16 protein-coding genes are annotated in these 18,163 nt (G+C 68.9%); 12 read left to right on the top strand and 4 right to left on the bottom strand.

Annotated elements, in window-relative coordinates; all coding sequences use genetic code 11:
- Positions 1–100: 100 nt before the first annotated feature.
- Entirely contained in the window at positions 101–1,030 is a 930-nt protein-coding gene (locus BJY22_RS32700) for a LysR substrate-binding domain-containing protein (protein WP_167214632.1), read from the top strand.
- 11 nt (positions 1,031–1,041) lie between these two features.
- Here BJY22_RS32700 and BJY22_RS32695 read toward each other — a convergent pair whose 3' ends face one another.
- The gene (locus BJY22_RS32695) at positions 1,042–1,854 is read right to left on the bottom strand and encodes a UbiA family prenyltransferase (RefSeq protein WP_167214629.1); all 813 of its coding nucleotides are present in this window, start codon (positions 1,852–1,854) and stop codon (positions 1,042–1,044) included.
- Positions 1,855–1,872: 18 nt separating this feature from the next.
- Between BJY22_RS32695 and BJY22_RS32690 the strand changes: the two genes are divergently transcribed.
- The 3 genes from BJY22_RS32690 to BJY22_RS32680 are packed head-to-tail and all read left to right on the top strand — an operon-like array spanning position 1,873 to position 4,453.
- Positions 1,873–2,919 (top strand): type III polyketide synthase, encoded by a 1,047-nt coding sequence (locus BJY22_RS32690; protein ID WP_167214627.1) that lies wholly within the window; start codon positions 1,873–1,875, stop codon positions 2,917–2,919.
- Positions 2,919–3,431, top strand: coding sequence for an isoprenylcysteine carboxyl methyltransferase family protein (locus BJY22_RS32685; RefSeq protein WP_167214625.1), 513 nt, complete (start codon positions 2,919–2,921; stop codon positions 3,429–3,431). Before BJY22_RS32690 ends, BJY22_RS32685 begins: the two co-directional genes overlap by 1 nt.
- The gene (locus BJY22_RS32680) at positions 3,428–4,453 is read left to right on the top strand and encodes an FAD-dependent monooxygenase (protein ID WP_167214622.1); all 1,026 of its coding nucleotides are present in this window, start codon (positions 3,428–3,430) and stop codon (positions 4,451–4,453) included. The genes BJY22_RS32685 and BJY22_RS32680 overlap by 4 nt, the downstream gene beginning before the upstream one ends.
- Before the next feature lie 221 nt (positions 4,454–4,674).
- On the opposite strand, the gene BJY22_RS32675 is transcribed toward BJY22_RS32680, so the two are convergent.
- A complete protein-coding gene (locus tag BJY22_RS32675) occupies positions 4,675–6,213 on the bottom strand; it encodes a helix-turn-helix domain-containing protein (protein ID WP_167214619.1) in 1,539 nt (512 codons plus the stop codon).
- 103 nt (positions 6,214–6,316) lie between these two features.
- On the opposite strand from BJY22_RS32675, the gene BJY22_RS32670 reads away from it, so the two are divergent.
- Positions 6,317–7,591 (top strand): NAD(P)/FAD-dependent oxidoreductase, encoded by a 1,275-nt coding sequence (locus tag BJY22_RS32670; protein WP_167214617.1) that lies wholly within the window; start codon positions 6,317–6,319, stop codon positions 7,589–7,591.
- Positions 7,592–7,809: 218 nt separating this feature from the next.
- The gene (locus tag BJY22_RS32665; RefSeq protein ID WP_167214614.1) at positions 7,810–8,211 is read left to right on the top strand and encodes a VOC family protein; all 402 of its coding nucleotides are present in this window, start codon (positions 7,810–7,812) and stop codon (positions 8,209–8,211) included.
- 58 nt (positions 8,212–8,269) lie between these two features.
- Here BJY22_RS32665 and trxA read toward each other — a convergent pair whose 3' ends face one another.
- Both trxA and BJY22_RS32655 read right to left on the bottom strand, forming a co-directional pair.
- Positions 8,270–8,659, bottom strand: coding sequence for a thioredoxin (gene trxA / locus BJY22_RS32660; protein WP_167214611.1), 390 nt, complete (start codon positions 8,657–8,659; stop codon positions 8,270–8,272).
- Positions 8,660–8,806: 147 nt separating this feature from the next.
- Positions 8,807–9,682, bottom strand: coding sequence for an aldo/keto reductase (locus tag BJY22_RS32655; protein ID WP_167214608.1), 876 nt, complete (start codon positions 9,680–9,682; stop codon positions 8,807–8,809).
- Positions 9,683–10,136: 454 nt separating this feature from the next.
- Between BJY22_RS32655 and BJY22_RS32650 the strand changes: the two genes are divergently transcribed.
- The 6 genes from BJY22_RS32650 (at position 10,137) to BJY22_RS32625 (ending at position 18,068) form a co-directional block, all read left to right on the top strand.
- Complete coding sequence (locus BJY22_RS32650) at positions 10,137–11,402, top strand: conjugal transfer protein (protein ID WP_167214605.1); 1,266 nt, start codon at positions 10,137–10,139, stop codon at positions 11,400–11,402.
- Between the two features lie 49 nt (positions 11,403–11,451).
- Positions 11,452–11,739: a hypothetical protein gene (locus BJY22_RS32645; protein WP_167214602.1), complete on the top strand. Its 288-nt coding sequence runs from the start codon at positions 11,452–11,454 to the stop codon at positions 11,737–11,739.
- Entirely contained in the window at positions 11,739–12,311 is a 573-nt protein-coding gene (locus BJY22_RS32640; RefSeq protein WP_167214600.1) for a hypothetical protein, read from the top strand. Before BJY22_RS32645 ends, BJY22_RS32640 begins: the two co-directional genes overlap by 1 nt.
- Positions 12,298–15,279 (top strand): ATP-binding protein, encoded by a 2,982-nt coding sequence (locus tag BJY22_RS32635; RefSeq protein WP_167214597.1) that lies wholly within the window; start codon positions 12,298–12,300, stop codon positions 15,277–15,279. Before BJY22_RS32640 ends, BJY22_RS32635 begins: the two co-directional genes overlap by 14 nt.
- Positions 15,276–17,270: a type IV secretion system protein gene (locus BJY22_RS32630; RefSeq protein ID WP_167214595.1), complete on the top strand. Its 1,995-nt coding sequence runs from the start codon at positions 15,276–15,278 to the stop codon at positions 17,268–17,270. The genes BJY22_RS32635 and BJY22_RS32630 overlap by 4 nt, the downstream gene beginning before the upstream one ends.
- 174 nt (positions 17,271–17,444) lie before the next feature.
- The gene (locus BJY22_RS32625) at positions 17,445–18,068 is read left to right on the top strand and encodes a hypothetical protein (RefSeq protein WP_167214592.1); all 624 of its coding nucleotides are present in this window, start codon (positions 17,445–17,447) and stop codon (positions 18,066–18,068) included.
- The last annotated feature ends 95 nt before the right edge of the window (positions 18,069–18,163 follow it).

The following is an 18,163-nucleotide window of genomic DNA, read 5'->3' as shown; positions in this document are numbered from 1 at the left end:
GGTCAGGGGAGGACAGCTCTATCCTCAGGGTTCGGTGCTGGATTCCCCCAGCGAATTACTCCTATTAGTCTTATTGCGTGACGTAATGGGAGGTGCATCGATGTACGACCCGGACCAGCTGCGCACGTTCCTCGCGGTGGCTCAGTCCCTCAGCTTCACCCAGGCGGCCGAGCGGCTGGGTATCCGGCAGCCGACGGTGAGCCAACATGTGCGCAAACTCGAGACGGCCGTCGGGCGGCCGCTGTTCGTCCGTGACACCCGCACTGTCACGCTGACCGCGGACGGCGAGGCGATGGCCGGGTTCGCGCGGACGATCCTGGCCGCGCACGAGGAGGCCGCGGGGTACTTCACCGGCTCGGAGCTGCGCGGCCGGCTGCGGTTCGGCGTGACCGACGACCTGGCGCTGACGCCGCTGCCGAAGATCCTCCGCGACTTCCGGCAGCTGTACCCGCGGATCGACCTCGAGCTGACCGTCGCCCAGAGCCCGAACCTGCTGCGCCGGGTCGAGTCCGGCCACCTCGACCTCGCCTACGTGAAGCACGGGGCCGGCGGCGGGTACGACCCGAACGGCCGGCTGGTCCGCCGGGACCCGCTCGTCTGGGCCGGCATCTCCGGGACCCGCATCGCGCCCGACGGTCCGGTTCCGCTGGTGACGTACCAGGCGCCGTCGCTGAGCCGGTCGCTCGGTGTGCAGTCGCTCGAGCAGGCCGGCCGCACCTGCCGCATCACGTGCATCGTCCGCGGCGTCAACGGCGTCCTCGCGGCCGTCCGCGCCGGCCTCGGCATCGCGATCTTCGCGCGCTCCCTGATGCCGGCCGACTTGGTCGAGCCGCCGCCGAGCGCCGGCCTGCCCGAGCTGCCGTCCATCGACCTCGTCCTGATCACGAATCCCCGCGCCGCCAAGGAACCCGCCGAGGCCCTGACGGCGGCCATCCTCGGCAGCAACGCGCCGTTGAAGCCGGACGCCGCGCTGGGCGACGGCATCCCTGCCCAGGAACGCCGCGGTGCCGGACACGGCCGCCGTACGTAGGTCTTCCCGGATCAGACGAGGGCGTCGCCGCGGAGCACCAGCGCGACGACGCTGACCGCGGCGATCCCGATCGTGACCAGGAACGGCGCGTCCCGCCAGGCGACGATCACGACGAGCAGGACGGCGACGACGGCCAGCGCGGTCCACCCGATCACACCGATCGCGCCCGCCGGAGCGACCACGAGCAGGCCGGTGGCCGCAGCGAGCGGGATCGGAGCGATCAGGCGGGCGTAGGCCCCGAGCCGTTGCGGCCAGCCGCGGACGCCGGTCGCCAGGTCGTCGGCGAGGTCGGGTACGACGTTTGCGAGATGGGCACCGATTCCCAGAAGGGCGCCTGCCGCGGTCGCCCACCACGGTGCCCAGACGTGGGCGGTGCCGAGCGTCACGAACGACGGCAGTCCGCCGAACGCGACGGCGTACGGGAGCCAGGAGATCGCGGTCGACTTGAGGCCCAGGTTGTACGCCCAGGCGCAGGCGACGAACAGCAGGTGCATCAGCCCGGACGCGATGCCGTTGGCAAGGGAGACCGGAACGGTGACGAGCAGCATGACGCCCGCGGCGACCGCGAGCGTCCGGCGACTCACCAGTCCACGCACCACGGGCTTGTCCTGCCGGTTCACAATGGTGTCGCGGGCGGCATCTATCGCGTCATTGCTCCAGCCGATCGAGAGGTGGCCGGTGAGGATCGTTGCTGCGACGAGGAGACACCCGGACGGAGCACGTCCGGCCGACCAGGCGACAGCCGTGACCAGGGCGGTGACGGCGACGGTCGGGCCCGGATGGCAGGCGAGGGCCAGACCCTTGACGGTCCGCAGCGCGCTCACCGACGTAACGATGCCACGATGACGCGGATCGCAGCGGTCCGCCCCGCGCTCCCGCCGTACCGCTATCCGCAGTCCGAGCTGACCGACGCCTTCGCCTCGATCTGCCTGCCGGACGGCCGCGGTACGGCGTTGCTGCGCCGGCTGCACGCGAACGCGGGAGTGTCGCACCGGCATCTCGCGCTGCCGCTGGCGCAGTACGCCGAGCTCAAGGACTTCGGCGCGGCGAACGACGCGTGGATCGCGGCCGCGGTGGAGCTCGGGGCCGAGGCGGTGGCCGGGGCGGTGAAGGACGCCGGCCTGACGTTGGACGAGGTCGACGTGCTGATGTTCACCACGGTCACCGGCGTGGCCGCGCCGTCGATCGACGCGCGCGTGGCGTTGCGGCTGGGTTTGCGGGAGGACGTCAAGCGGCTGCCGTTGTTCGGGCTCGGATGCGTCGGGGGAGCGGCCGGGATCGCGCGGATGCACGACTACCTGACGGCGTGGCCCTCGCACGTCGCCGTACTGCTGTCGGTGGAGTTGTGCTCGCTGACGTTGCAGCGCGACGACTCCTCGCTGCCGAACCTGGTGGGCGGGGCCCTGTTCGGGGACGGCGCGGCGGCGGTCGTGCTGACCGGGTCGGAGCATCCGATGGCGTCGGGGCCGTCGGTGGTGGCGACGCGGAGCCGGCTGTATCCGGACTCGGAGCGGGTGATGGGGTGGGACGTCGGCTCGGGCGGGTTCCGGATCGTGCTGGGGGCCGACGTACCGGACGTGGTGCGGACCTATCTGGGTGGGGATGTGCGGGAGTTTCTCAGCTCGGCCGGGTTGACGGTGCCCGAGATCGGGACGTGGGTCAGTCATCCGGGTGGACCGAAGGTGCTCGAGGCGGTGGCGGAGACGTTGTCGTTGCGGCCGGGCGCGCTGGACCTGACCTGGAAGTCGCTCGATGCGGTCGGCAACTTGTCGTCGTCATCGGTGCTCCACGTGCTCGGTGACACCATGAAGCTCGATCCTGAGGGGCCGGGGTTGCTGCTGGCGATGGGTCCTGGTTTCTGTTCCGAGCTCGTGTTGCTGGAGTGGTGATGTACGGCTGGTACCTGGGGTTGGTGCTGCTCGTCGCGGCGGAGCGCGTGGCGGAGCTGGTGGTGTCGCTGCGCAACGCACGGTGGAGTTTCGCGCAGGGCGGGGTGGAGTCGGGGCGGGGGCATTACCCGTTCATGGTCGCGCTGCACACGTTGCTGCTGGCAGCCTGCCTGGTGGAGGCGTCGTACCGGCCGTTTGTCCCGTGGCTGGGGTGGACGATGCTCGCGGTGGTGCTGCTGGCGCAGGGGTTGCGGTGGTGGTGCATCACGGTGCTCGGGCATCAGTGGAACACGCGCGTGATCGTCGTACCGGGTCTGCGGCTGGTTGCCGGCGGCCCTTATCGGTGGATGCGGCATCCGAACTACGTTGCGGTGGTCGCGGAGGGGATCGCGCTGCCGCTCGTGCACACCGCGTGGGTGACCGCGCTGGTCTTCACGGCTCTGAACATCCCGCTGCTGGCGGTCCGTATCCGCTCGGAGGAGGCGGCGCTGAAGTCCGCCCTGGTGGCGTGAGTCCGGACGTCGATCTGCTCGTGGCCGGGGCCGGGCCGGCTGGTGCGGCGACGGCCATCCGCGCTGCACTGGCCGGGCTGTCGGTGGTGGTGGTCGAGCCGCGGTCGACGCCGATCGACAAGGCTTGCGGCGAGGGGATCGCGCACTGCGCGGTGGACTACCTCAACCGGCTCGGCGTGGAACTGGACGGCCGCCCGTTCCACGGCATCCGCTACCTCGATGGCACGCATTCCGTCGACGCCCGTTTCACGGCGGGCCCGGGCCTCGGAGTACGCCGTACCACCCTGCAGACTGCCCTGACAGCGCGCCTGGCCGAGCTCGGCATCCCGGTCCTTCGCACCCGTGTAGGCCCCATCACCCAAACCGCGGACACGGTCACAGCTGCCGGTCTGACCGCCCGCTACCTGGCCGCCGCCGACGGCCTCCACTCACCCATCCGCCGCCAACTGGGATTGTGCGGTGAGAACTCTGGTGAGGTACGCCGCGGACTGCGGCAGCACTTCTCCGCGACGCCCTGGACCGAACTGGTCGAGGTCTATTGGTCCGGCCTGGGAGAGGCCTACGTGACTCCTGTCGCCGACGACCTCGTCGGCGTCGCGATCCTCACCTCCGCCCGCGGCACCTTCGATTCGCACCTCGACGCCTTCCCGTTGCTGAAGCGCCGGTTGGACGGCGCCCGACCAGCCAGCACGGTGATGGGCGCCGGCCCGCTCCGCCAACGCGTCCGCGCCCGCACCGCCGGCCACGTCCTCCTGGTCGGCGACGCCGCCGGGTACGTCGACGCGCTCACCGGTGAAGGTATCGCGGTAGCTCTCCGCACCTCCGCCGAACTGGTCGACTGCGTCCGCGCTGACCGCCCGCAGGACTACGAGGCCGCCTGGCGCCGGGTCTCCCGGGAATGCCGCCTGCTCACCGCGTCGTTGCTCTGGGCCCGCAACCGCCCGCTCCTCGCACCGCGCATCGTCCCGGCCGCGGCCGCACTCCCCGGCGTCTATCGCACCATCGTGAACCGGTTGTCCTAGGCAAATCACCGGACCGGAAACGCCGCGGGGCCCGGCGATCGCTCAGACAATCGCCGGGCCCACGGGTGGCCCGAGCTTCCTGGTGAAAAGCTCGGACCCGCAGCCTTTCCGGCCTCCTGGTGAAAGGTCGGACGGGCTGACAAGGAAGACTCTGTCAGCCGGATGTTGCCCAGCAGTTGCCGGAATATGAAGCCTTGTTACATGGCACTGTGGCGAAGGTCTCAGTGTTCGGTCCGAACCGCGGCAATCTGCAGCTGCAACGCCAATCGCTCGCGCGGGTCGGTCAGATCCAGCGCCGCGATCTCCCCGATCCGCTTCATCCGGTGCCGCAACGTGTTGGTGTGCAGATGCAGCTCCCGCGCCGCCCGCTGCGGCTGCCCCGGAAAGTTCAGCCACGCCTGCAACGTCTCCACGAACCCCGTGTCGTGCTCGATGTCGTGCCGCAGCAACGTCGCGAGCGGACCATCCAGCTTGGTGGTATCAAGCGACGTCACCGCCCGATGAACAGTCAGCACATGCCACGCCTCCTCCACCCGCAACGCCGGTCCGGGTGCGACGCCCCGCCGTACCAATCCCAGCAATTCGACCGCCTCCGCGCGTGAGCTCGGCAGATCCGCCGGACCACGTGCCGGACCGCCGGCGGCGGCGTACGTACCAGCGGGCTGCTCGAGCACGAGCTTCTGCAACCAGCTCCACGAACCCGGCCCGTCCGCGTCCGTGACAACAGCCAGCACGGTCCCGTCAAGATCAGCCAGCTGTGGCTCGCTCCATCCGTGCCGACGGCCGGTCGACTCCCACAGGTCGAGCTGCTGCGGTACGTCGTACCCGTCGGGGGAGCCGAGCGCTACCACCCGCCACGGATGACGCGGGAGCCGTATGTCGACCGGATTGTCCGGAGAGAACTGCCGCAGGATGGTCCGCAGACGGTCAATCGCGCTCCGCCGCGCTACATCGGCCTGAGCTCGCAGCCGCAACAGGTGCAGCGCCAGCACAGACGCGGCGTTGCTGAGCTCCGCTGTGACCGCGTCACTCACGGGACCGTCCACAACAGCCCAGATGGACCCCAGCCACTCACCACCAGCCCGGACAGGTACGACAAGACGCGGGCGGATGCCGTTCGGTCCGTCAGGTACCAGGAACGGCTCGCTGGACCGGGCCAGCCTCCGGAAGATGCCCCGGGCCCGGAAATGTGCGATCACCTCGGGCGGTACGCGGCGTCCGACAATGGTGGAGACACGTGCCGGGTCGGTGAAGTCCTGGCCGGAGGAGTACGCGAGGACACGTGACTGGTTGTCCTCGATGGTCACCGGTGCGTCGACGATCGCAGCGGCAGCGTCTGCCAGTGCGAACAGCTCCTGGTGCACGCCGGCGTCACCGGCCGCGGGAGAATCTGGTGCGGCGGCCCGGTCGAGTACACCGCGGAGCAACCACACCACGTGCGCCCAGGTGACGCTCGGCTGCAGCGCTACGAGTGTCATGACCTCCCGCTCCGCGGCAGCGACCACAGTCGGCTCGTGCGCCAACGCAGTACGCAGAACCAGACCGGACGCATTGCCGGCGGCGCAGCGCTCGACGAGCTCCACGGCGTCCTCTGCGTCGCGGAGACCGAGCCCGAGCACCAGATCGCCCGGCTGCCCCGTCGCAGGCTCCTGCGGGTCGGCCAGGAACACGTCCCGCACCTCGCTGTCACCTTTGCCCGGCACCACGACCTCGAACAGCGCTGGGCCGACGGCGACGATCAGGTCAGACGAGGAGATCATGAGCCCATTGTGCGGGGTTATTGTGCGATGCACACAGTCATTCGTCCCGGCAATGGTGTGATCGCACCATGACAGCCGCTGGCGGCGGCCGCACCATCGATACATGACCACAGCTGGTTCCCCTGCTAGCACGCACATCGTCCCCGACCGCGTCGCCGTCGTCGGCGCGGGCATGGTCGGCCTGGCCACCGCCTGGTTCCTCCAGGAGGCCGGTGTCGAGGTGACCGTGCTCGACCGTGACGGTGTCGCCGCGGGCGCGTCCTGGGGCAACGCCGGATGGCTGACCCCGGGCCTGGCCACCCCGCTGCCGGAACCAGCGGTCCTCAAGTACGGCGTCCGTGCGGTGCTGAGCCCCTCCTCGCCGGTGTACGTTCCACCGACCGCGAGCCCGCGGCTCCTCAAATTCCTCACCCGCTTCGCTCGCAACAGCACCGCCGGACGCTGGAAGACCGCGATGGACGCGCTGGTCCCGATCAACCGGCAGGCCCTGACCGCGTTCGACTTCCTGGCGAAGGCCGGCGTCGAGGCGCAGACGTACGAGGCCAAGTCGTTCCTGGCCGCGTACCGCACCGTCGAGGAGCGCAAGGTGCTGCTCGAGGAGATCGAGCAGATCCACGCCGCCGGCCAGGGCATCGAGTTCGAGGCGATCAGCGGTGACGACGCCCGCGAGATCGAGCCGTCGCTGTCCGACCAGATCGGGGCGGCGATCCGGCTGCACGGCCAGCGGTTCATCAACCCCGGCGAGTACGTCAACCTGCTCGCCGACTCGGTCGTCGCCCGCGGTGGCCAGATCATCACCGGTGTCGACGTACGCGACATCGTCGACGAGATCCGCGGCGTCCGGCTGATCACCGGCGACGGCGAGACCGATCCGTTCGACGCGGTCGTGATGGCGACCGGCGCGTGGCTGGGCGACCTGGCGCGGCAGTACGGCGTGCGGACCGTCGTCCAGGCGGGTCGCGGGTACAGCTTCAGCGTGCCGATGGCCCACGTACCGGCCGGCCCGGTGTACTTCCCGGCGCAGCGGATCGCCTGCACGCCGCTGGGCGACCGGCTCCGGGTCGCCGGGATGATGGAGTTCCGCAAGCCCGACGCGAAGCTCGACCCGCGGCGGATCGACGCGATCGTCGAGGCGGCCCGGCCGCTGCTGCGCGACGCCGACCTGGACGCGCGGACCTTCGAGTGGGTCGGGCCGCGGCCCTGCACCCCCGACGGTCTGCCGCTGATCGGTGCGACCGCGTCGCCGCGGGTGTTCGCGGCCGGCGGGCACGGCATGTGGGGCATCACGCTCGGCCCGATCACCGGTCAGTTGCTGGCCGAGACCATCACGACCGGACGGACCCCGGAGGAGTTGCGACCGTTCAACCCGCTCCGCTGATCCGACCTGGAGGGGCTCCAACGACGTGGCCCCTCCGTCCCGCTGACCGTCACCTCGAGCGCCCCTCGGTGAGCCCTTCTCGGGCAGCGCCTCACCTGCCCGCGCCACCTACGGCCACCCTGTCGCCGCTCCGGTCAGCCTCGAGAGCGGGCCCTGGCGTCTTTCTCCTGCCCAGGGCCCGCTCTTTTCTGTCGGTGGGCCGTGGGACCGTGCCGTTCATGACACTGCGCTGGTACACCCTCGTGATCGACTGCCACGACGTCCGCAAGCAGGCCGCGTGGTGGGCCGAGGCAATCGGCTGGAAGACGATCATCGAGTCCGACGAGGAATGCGTGAACATCCCCGGCTGGGTCGAGCCGGACACGGTCAAAGACATCCCGTGGGACCGGATCGGGCCCGGGATGGTCTTCGTGAAGGTCCCCGAGGGCAAGACGGTGAAGAACCGCCTGCACCTCGACTTCGCGCCCCACACCAGCCAGGACCGCGACGCCGAGATCGCCCGCCTGGAGTCCCTCGGCGCCCGCCGGGCCGACGTGGGCCAGCCCGAGGACACCTCCTGGACGGTCCTGACCGACCCGGAGGGCAACGAGTTCTGCGTCCTCAGCTCCAGGGAGTACTGAGCCTGGAACACAACTGATCCGGGAGCTCGGTGAGAACTCCCGGATCGGTTGAGCTTGATCAGTGCGTGTGCGGCTCGGTGCCGTGTTCGGCCTCGTGGGCGGCGATCTGGGCCTTGACCTCGTCCATGTCGACCGCGCGCAGCTGACCGATCAGGTCCTCCAGGCTCGCGGCCGGCAGCGCTCCGGCCTGCGAGTACAGGACGACGCCGTCACGAACCGCCATCAGGGTCGGGATGGAGCGGATCTGGAAGGCCTGCGCCAGCTCGCCCTGAGCCTCGGTGTCGACCTTGCCGAAGGTGATGTCCGTGTGCTGCTCGGACGACTTCTCGAAAACCGGTCCGAACATCTTGCACGGGCCACACCACTCGGCCCAGAAATCCACCAGTACGAGACCGTCGCCACCGACCACCTCGTTGAAGTTGTCCTGGGTCAGCTCGACCGTTGCCACTACGACCTCCGAAAGTAGATGAGTACGCCGTAGTCAACACCGACGGGTCCGCAACTTGTTCCCGCACCCCGGTGCAGGGCGCCGGCCGATCTCGTACGCCGTACGACCTGACCGGAATGCGGAGTCTCGTATGTGACCTGGGCCACGTCAGATGGGCATGTCGACGAACGGCGACTCGTAGTCCTGGACCTCGTCGAGGATCGACGCCGCGGCCTCCGGCGTCAGGTCCGCGCGCTCGCGCTCTGCAACGATCATCTGCTGTAGCAGCCGGGTCTCGCCCGCGGTGGCGAGGCCGGTGATCTCCGGGTGCCCGTTCAGCAGCCAGGCGGTCGCGGCGGTGATGTAGCGCTGCTCGTCGAACGGCCGGTACCAGGTGTCGTACCCCTTCTGCTCGCCTTCCCGCCAGTTCCGCCGGGCGATCATCTTGATCGTCATCAGCGCCGCGTCGGACGCCTTGACGGCCTCGACCAGCGCCGCGTAGTCGGCGGCGTACTGCGGATCGGTCGAGAGCTTGTAGTTCAGCGGCGTGAGCACGCTGTCGAAGTCGAACCGGCGCAGCCCCTCGGTGTGCACCGACGGCGCCTGGGCCGTGTGGCCGGTGATGCCGATCGCGCGGACCATACCCTCGTCCTTCGCCCGGATCGCCGCCTCCAGCGAACCGCCCTTGCCGGTGACGAGGTCCAGGTTCTCCAGGTCGCAGACGGCGTGCATCTGGATCAGGTCGACGTGATCGGTCTGCAACCGCTCCAGCGACCGGTTGATCTCGCTCCAGGCCTCCTCGAAGGTCCGGCGGCCGGTCTTGGTGGCGAGGAAGATCCGGTCCCGGATCTCGGGCATGCGGGGGCCGAGCCGCAGCTCGGCGTCGCCGTAGTCGGCGGCCACGTCGAAGTGGTTGATGCCGGCGTCCAGCGCTTCCTGGATCGAGGCGTCGGCACGGTCCTGGTCGACGCCGCCGAGACTCGCGGCGCCGTAGATCAGCACCGAGCTCTGATGGCCGAGTCTGCCGAGTCTGCGGGTTTCCATCCTGGTCCTCCAGGGGTAGCAGGGATCACTCCGACCTTATGCCTGCAATCCGTTGCGGCAAGCGGTTGTCCACAGCCGATTTTGACCCCGGAGTCGCGGGAGAGTTTTCCACAGGCACACCGCTGGATCGGTTACACTGCGTGATCAGTTGATGCGTTCTTTACCATGTTGTTCGCACGGATTTTCGAACCTGTCCGCGGCGTGTGGCATGGTGTGCGCTGCCCGGTCGACCCGAGCGGGCATGAGAGAGGAGCTATGACGACGGTACCGAAGGTGTCACGCTTGGCCGGTAAGAATGCCGGTGAGGGTGACGCTGCCCGCAGGCGGGGTAACAGTATGGCTGCGGGGAGCGATGGACCATCCGGATCCTGGGCTCAGGTCTCCCGGAGGACGGTTGCTTGCCGTATCCTCCCGGCTACTGTCCGCGTAACTGCTGTCTGAGGGGCGGGTAGGGATGAGTTGGTGGCGAACGTTGCTGAATCTGCCGCCAAAAGGTGAGCACTGGTCGGACCAGCGCCGGACGAATCAGCGTCGACCCAAGAAGGCGGGCAAGCGCCCGCAGAGCACCGCGCCGGAGTGGTGGGCCCACCCCGGCGGGCCGGTGTCACCTACCCCTCGTCAGGCACAGGGCGTAGCCGCGCAGTACGCCGCTCCGCAGAATCCGGCTCCGCCGCCTCCCGGTGGCGTGATGGCGCCGCCGCGCCGCCCGTCGGGTCGTACGCCGCAGCCGCCGCAGCAGGAGCCGGGGCATCGCACACCCGAACGTTTGAAACAGCGTTCCCCGCATGGTGCGCACGCCGCTCCCGGACCGGTGCGCGAGGTGCTGGAGCCCGGACAGACACCGTGGTCGACCGAGCCCGAGTCGTCGTTCTCCACCTGGGCCCGGCGGTTCTTCCGCGGCCTCGTGGTCGTCGTACTGCTGCTGGCCGCGATCAGCGGCATCCGTTCCTGGATCAGCCCGAACCGGGTCCCCGAGACGGTGGTCAGCGGTCAGAGCAACTTCCCGGCCGACGAGGCCCGCGCGGTCGCCACGCGGTACTCCGTGGCCTACCTGACCTGGGACGAGAACAACGCGGACGCCCGTCCCGCGCAGATCGGCCTCGACCTGGCCGCCGGCCTGGACAGCCGCGCGGGGTGGAACGGTCGCGGCAAGCAGACCGCCGACATCGCGTACCCGGGAGAGGTCAAGGCCGATGCCAACGGCATCACCGCCGTGGTCGACGTCCGGGTCCGTGTGCACACGTTCACCAAGCGGGGCAAGAGCTGGGCCGCCGGCCCGATCGCCTGGGAGCGGGTGTCCGTCCCGGTCGCCCGGACCGCGGCGCGCGTGGTGGTCAGCGGGCCGCCCACGTTCGTACCGGACGAGCGGGCGCCGCTGCCGAGCAACATGCCGGACGCCGGCAAGCCCGACGACGAGCTGACCGCGGCGACCGAGAAGGACGCGGAGGCGTTCTTCAGCGCGTACGCCGAGTCCGACAACAAGGTGTCGGCGGTGACCGCGCCCGGCTCGACCATCCGCAGCCTGAACGGTGCGGTGAAGTTCGGCGAGCTGAAGGACTGGCAGGTGTACGCCGGCAACGACGACGAGCGGCGGGCGACCGCGGCCGTCACCTGGAACGGGGTGGGTGACACCACGCTCGACCAGACCTACACGCTCACGCTGCGGCGTACTGTCGCCACGGACGGAGCACAACGATGGCAAGTGGCTGCCGTCGGATGAATCCAGCGACCGGCCATCGGACGACCGAGGCACCAAGGGAGACACCGCAATGACGACCCACGAACTGGCTGCGAGCGTGGTACAGCTCGTCCTGCCCCTGGCCGACCCCAACGTCCCCACGGGCGCGGACTTCAAGGACTGGGTCCTCGTCATCGCGGGGAACATCTTCATCGCCATCCTCGTGCTGCGCGCGATCGGCCACTACTTCAAGCGCGAGTGGGGCGAGCTGTTCGGCCACATCGCCGCCGGGGTTCTGGTCGGGGGGCTGATCTACGCCAACAACCAGACCATCAACGTGCTCAAGGGCTTTTGGGGATTGCTCTCCGGAGGTAATTGATGCGCGTCGGCCGTACCCTCACTCACCACTTCGAGATCGAGACCCGGCAGTACGACCTGCTCGGTATCGACCTCGGAGAAGGCGCGCGGCGCCGGATGATCATCTTCGGAGCGGTGATCATCGTGGCCTGGGTCGCGCTGCTGTTCCCGTTCATCGGCGTACCGAAGAAGCCCACGGTCAGCCTGTACATCGTGCCGCCGTTCGTGATCACCGCGTTCGGCTGGCGGCCCGGCAAGTTCCACGAACGCCGCCGACGGGTCACCGAATGGGCGCTCTCGGTCCGGTTCGCGCTACGGGCGCACCGCCCGATCATCGGTCTCGGTGCCCGGGCCGCCGACAAGTCGGAGTACCTGCCCTGGCGGGAGCGTGTCTCGACCCGTAAGGTCGCGGACTTGGCGAAGGCCCGGATCACGCCGGAGTGGGAGCGCGAGGTCGTGGTGGAGGCCGATCCGAGGGTCCGCGCGGGGGCGGACATCACCGTCAACCAGCGGGCCCGGCTGCTGGGTTCGGATCACGTACAACGGGTGAGTCGCAGGACGTCGTCAGGAAGAGGCCTGAATGAAGATCGCTGACAAGCTCCTGAACCTGGTGGGGGTCGGTCGCGAGCGCGGCCTGCCACCACCGCGCCTGGTCGCCATCGCCGACGGTCTGCTGGTGACCGAGCGCAGCGCCGAGGCGTGGTTCCTGATCTCGGTCGCGAACACCGACCTGGCCACCGAGGCCGAGCAGGACGCCGCCCTGGACGCCGCGGTCAGCGCGGCCGCGACGATCCTGGGCGACCGGCTCAGCCACCTGAAGGTCGTCTGGGGACGGTCCACCGGCCAGGACTACATCGACTCCGTCGCCGGGCACTACCGGCTCGGCGACCACGAGGCATGGGCGCAGACCAGGGCCGACCGTATCGACGAGATGCGGATGCCGGAGCGGTACGTCGCGCTCGGCGTACACCTCAGCGACCGGGACCCGCGGGCGACCGCGCAGGTCCGTGGCTCGATCAGTGACGCCCTCGGGACGACGTCGTGGCGGGTGAGCGCGCGCGAGCTCGCGCACCTGGACGAGCGGGTGCGCAAGCTCGCTCGTCAGCTCGGCTCGACCGTCTGGCGGGCGCACACCGCGCCGGCCGAAGTGATCTCCTGGCTGATCAGCCGCGAGATGCACCGCGGTGCGGTCGCGGCCCCGCGGCGCGGCCTGATCACGGGCGCCTCGCTGGCGCGGCTGACGTCCGGGCGCGTGGTGCCGTACACCGATCACCTGCGGATCTACGACACTCGCGGCCAGATCGCGGCGTACACGACCGTCCTGGCGATGACCGACTTCCCCGAGGAGCTCGAGACCCCGGGCGCGGGGGAGTGGCTGCGGACGCTGTCGGAGATCAAGGCGATCGACGACGACGGCGACGAGATCGACGTGACGGTCGAGGCGTCCGTCCGGTTCCGCGTGCTGACCAAGAAGACCGCGCGCCACCTGGTCGACGAGACCCGGAAGAGCGCGAAGGAACAGCGGCGGTCGGCCGCGAAGGGTACGGCGGAGGAGACCGCCGACGAGATCGTCGAGACCGAGCGCGTCATGCGTGAGGTCAAGCGCGACATCAACCGCAGCGGCCTGACCCTGGTCGAGGACCACCCGCGGCTGCTGGTCAGTGCGGACACCCGCGAGGACCTCGAGGCGTACGTCGACGCGGTCATCGCGCACTACGCGGACCGCGGTATCACCGTCGCCGTCGGCGCCGACGAGCAGCGCGACCTGTGGTTGGAATCCTTGCCAGGCGACCAACTGCGGGTCCCCGACCTCGGACATGTGCGGGAGTCGACGGCGTTCTTCGGATCCTGGTTCTGGGGCGGTGCGTCGATCGGTGACGCGACCGGTCCGGCCATCGGCTATTTGACCGGCTCGACTCCTGGTCTGGTGCGTTTCGACGCTGCTGCTGGTTCGGCGCTGGGTGACGCGACGACGACGCTCTTCCTCGGCCGGTCGGGTCGAGGGAAGACGACTGCCGCGATGCTGGGTGGTCTTGACTCCGCCTTCGCCGGTGCGTGGGTCCCGTTGCTGGACCTCAAGGGCGACGCCGCGGGCGTGTCAGCAGTTGCCGCCGAGTACGGCGTACCGACTGCTGTCATCGAGATCACGGCACAGTTCTCCGGAGCTGCTGACCTGCTGCGGGTCCTGCCCGTGGACGACGCGTTGCTGCAGGCTCCTTCGCAGCTGATGCTGCTGCTCCCGCCGCACCTGCGGGGCGCGGCGGAGGCTCCCGTCATGGCCGCGACCCGGGCCGAGATCCAGTCGCCCGATCCGTCCTCGTGGGGGGTCATCCAGCGGCTCTGCGCGTCGGACTCCGAGACCGTGCGGACGGTCGGGTTCGCCCTGCGGGACCTGGTCGAGACCGGCCTCGGTTCGGTCGTCGCCGGCCCGCCGTCGGGCCTGTCCTCGCTCACCACGAACCCCGGCCTCTGGGTCGTCCAGATGCCCGGCCTCACCCTGCCCTCGCCCGAGTCGGCGCCGGAGTCCTGGTCCCCGATCGAACGCGTCGGCATGGCCTGCCTCCGCGGCTGCCTGGCCTGGATGGTCCGTACGACGGGCCGCCGCGAGTTCCGCGGCCGCTCGAAGGTCGTCATCGTCCCCGAGGTCCACCTCCTGACGAAGACCCCCGACGGCGCGTCCTTCCTCGACTACATCGCCCGCGTCGGCCGCGCCCTCGGCGCATCCCTCGTCCTCGACACCCAGGACCCGGCGTCGATCCTGAAGCTCCCCGGCCTCGTCGAGCAGATCACGACCCTCTTCGCGTTCAGCCTCCGCTCCCGCGAACAGGTCGACTCGCTGCTGGAGCTCCTCGGCCGCCCGCAAACCCCGCCGTACCAAACCCTGGTCCGCGGCATCAACACCGCCGCCAACGGCAAATCCATCCGCCACGGCCACTGCATCATGCGCGACCGCTGGGACGAAGTAGCCACCGTCCAGATCGACATCCCCAGCGAACGCGTAGCCGCCCTCCTCCGCACCACCCCCGAATCCGAACACACCACAACCCCCGACCCCACCCTCCCACCCCCACCCCCCGAAGACCCCTTCGCCGACGACGAGCCCACCGTCGAGCCTGTCGCCGCAGCTCAGACGGAGGCCCGTAGTCAGGTTGCAGATGCGCCGGCTCCGGCTGCCTCAGCGAAGCCCAAGAGTGCGGAGCCGGTGCCAGCCAGCTCGACCCCTGCCTTGCCTCCTGCGCCACCCCAGCTTGACGCTCCTGCCGTCGAGGAGCCGCCGCCAGCGCTTGCGAAGGGGACGCACCAGGAACCAACCGCACCTCCTGCTGTCGCCACCTCGCCTGTCGCCCAGCAGAACGGCCATCCGCCAACACCGTCCGCGGAAGAGGCCAATCACTCGCTGCGTTACGAGTCGCCGATCGGCCCCGACGAGGTTTACGACCAGGAGGCAGACGAGGCCGCCTACAACGAGGCGATGTACTCCGCGTACGACGGCGCCGAACCAGCGACCAACGGAAGCGGTCAGCCCGCACCATCTCCCGGCGGCAAGGAGCACGTCGCATGAGGTGGCAGCGCCGCGTCCGAACGGCGCTGACTGTTCTAGCTGTTTCTTTGATCGTCAGTTCCCAGGTCGCGCTCGCCGCCGACCCGAATCAACAGACGACGCCCACCGGATTCGCCGACCTGCTTCCGACGCCTGATCTGACACACGGCGACACCAGGACCCTCTTCGAGCAGTACTCGCCGATGGCGTTCAGCTTGGACTTCGAAGGGAGTCTGCGGGACCCACTGCGGCCGATCTTCAACTCATTCGCCCAATTGCTGATGATGTTCGTTGTCGCCGCCACGCGTGCCGGGGTCTCGGTTGGCTGGTGGCTGTTCTCGTTCACCGATATTCGCCCGTTGATGAATGCGACTGCGGGAGCGATCGGTGGCGTCAGCGGACAGTTGACCGCCTGGTTGCTACCGACAGCCCTCGCTTTTGGTGCCATCGCGGCCTACGTACATCGACGTTCATCGGGCACCGCCTTTGGGCAACTTGTCTGGGTGTTTGCTGCCGGCCTCCTGGCTATCAGCCTCGCGTTCGGTGCTACGACATGGCTGAAGGGCATCGACGGGGCGAGGCAGGTCGGCGCCCAAACCGTGATGGGTGCGTCTGACCAGGTCCTTGGCCAGACCCTCAAGACTCCGATCGAGATGCCGGAGCCGGCTTTCCCTGGGAGCTCCCGCGACACAATGCTTCGGAAGTCCGGGGACTCCGCCTGGCGAGGGTTCGCTGCAACCCCGTGGTGCATCGCCGAATTCGGATCGATTGACGCGTGCAAGCGGTACGGAAAGGGACTGCTGGACATCGGCGTGGATTCCGAGAAGCGCATGGACTACATCAACAACGTCGTGGCCAAGGGGGAGGGCGGCGATGATGCTCCAACGGTCAAGTGGGCGAAGGGTGAGAATGCCTTCGGGCGCGTTGGGGTACTGCTGGTCGCCGGGGTGGCAGCAGCGATGTATGCCTACCTCATCATTGGCCTCGCCGTAACGGCGTTGATGGCGTTCGTCGGGTGTCTGGTGTTGTTGGTCGTCGGCGTGATCTTCGCATGCTTGTTCATCGTTCCGGGACGCTCGCGGCAATGGGGCATGAACTGGCTCGAGTCGCTGCTTGGTCTGATTCTTCAATCGGTTGCAGCCATGCTTGTGTTCGGCATCGCTCTGTCGTTGTTGACGGCGGTCTTCACGATGAGCGGCACTCTCGGCTGGCTCCCGGTGACCTGCCTGGCGCTCGTCGTGCTTGTCGCGGCGTACAGGCTCCGACGTCTGCTCGAGAATGTGACGTCGTCGATGCGCCCAGGGCTCGGCAGCATGGTGATGGGTTCGTATGCGCGTCACGGAGCCGTTCAAGCTGTCCGCCGCGTCGTCACGGCTCTTCGGAGCAGAGGATCTGCGCCGACACCCACGGAACGACCGAAGGACGGTCGGCGGCGACCTGCGGACACGAGTTCGGGAGAGCACGTGGAGACCAACAGGAACTACCGGACCATGCCACCGGCGGGTGGACGCGTCCCGCGTGGCGGGGACGAAACGCAGGGCGCAGGTTCCAGCGGCCGTCCTGCGTCGATCGGGCAGGCGGCCCGGGAGAATGGCAGCAGACGACCTGTCGGGATCGCAGCGGCGTTGGGTCGTCCAGGTTCGGTGTCCGTTCCGGCGTCGCCCGGTGGCTCAAAGCCTGGCCATGCGGACGATGCGTCGCGTCGTCGTCCCAAGGACACGATCTACCAAGGCGGATCAGTCGAACCGACCAAGGCCGGCAGAAACGGTGGCTCGACCACAGCTTCCGTCAGCCGCAGTTCGGGCCGCCATGCAAAACAATCGGCGACGGCTGCGCAGATGCGTAACGGAGGGTACGAACCGCGACGTGCACATGTTTACTCGGCCAGCCTCCGTGAGGGGCCACCAAAGCGCTCGCGGGCGGCACGCCGACAGCCGGTCCCTACGTCGAGGACCTACCGGGAGTACTCCGCCGTCCGTAGCGCTCCGCTTCGTCCGTCCGGAGGACGGTGAGAGGCTGTGTCGGGATCTCGTGGCCACGGACAGGACTCGGCTGACAGGAATTCGGCGGATCCGGTCGAGGGTTCCAAGCGGATGTCTCGCCGCCAGCGCCGAGCGGAGGACGCGGCCCGGCAGCGGGCTGAACTGCGTGATCGGAGGCGCAGCGAACCGGCGAGCCCGATCGGGGTGATCGCTGTCGTGATTCTGCTGGCCGTGATCGTCCTGGGCGTCGGTGGCGGGCTCCCGCGCCTCTTCGGTCAGCAGTCGAACGATCAGGGTCCAGTCGGTCTGCTCACACCTAGCGGTGGTCCAGTGAATGAGTCGGAAGTCGCGCAACCGACAGCATCCGAGACAACCAGCGCAACGACCGAACCGTTGACAACCCCGCCGCCGCAGACCGTGCGGCCGGGTGCCGCGGCGACTGCGGCGGCTGATACGACGACGCGCAACTGGGCGAATCTGTTCTACAAGAGAACTCCAGCGACCGAGACCTATGAGCAACTCGTCGACAGGGCCACGCAGTTCACGACGGAAGAACTCGCCACGAGCTTCGCGAGCGCCGGCGACGCGACGTATGACGCTCTACGGACATCTGAAGGCACATCCAAGGTGCTCTCGATAACGATCACAGCACCGAGGCCCGGTGCGGCCCCGACAGATACTCCTACGAGAATCACTCGTCTCGTCACAGTCAAGGTGCAGACGACCGGCAAGGATGCAGCCACGTTCGATGTGCCTCTGTTGGTGACTGTCTTTCGCGACAACGAGCGCTGGCTGGTCGGGTCGGTCGACGGGGGGACCGGCCCGTGACGGCATCCCTGGACGGCAGCCGTGTATAGCGGCCGTGATCTAGCCCAGGCTGCAGGCCTTGGAGGCGCCAAGAGCATCGCGCCGAAGATTGCCGG

Source organism: Kribbella shirazensis, from assembly GCF_011761605.1.
GTDB classification, from domain to species: domain Bacteria; phylum Actinomycetota; class Actinomycetes; order Propionibacteriales; family Kribbellaceae; genus Kribbella; species Kribbella shirazensis.
The sequence above is the reverse complement of the archived record's forward strand: the minus strand, read 5'-3'. Positions and strand labels throughout refer to the sequence as shown.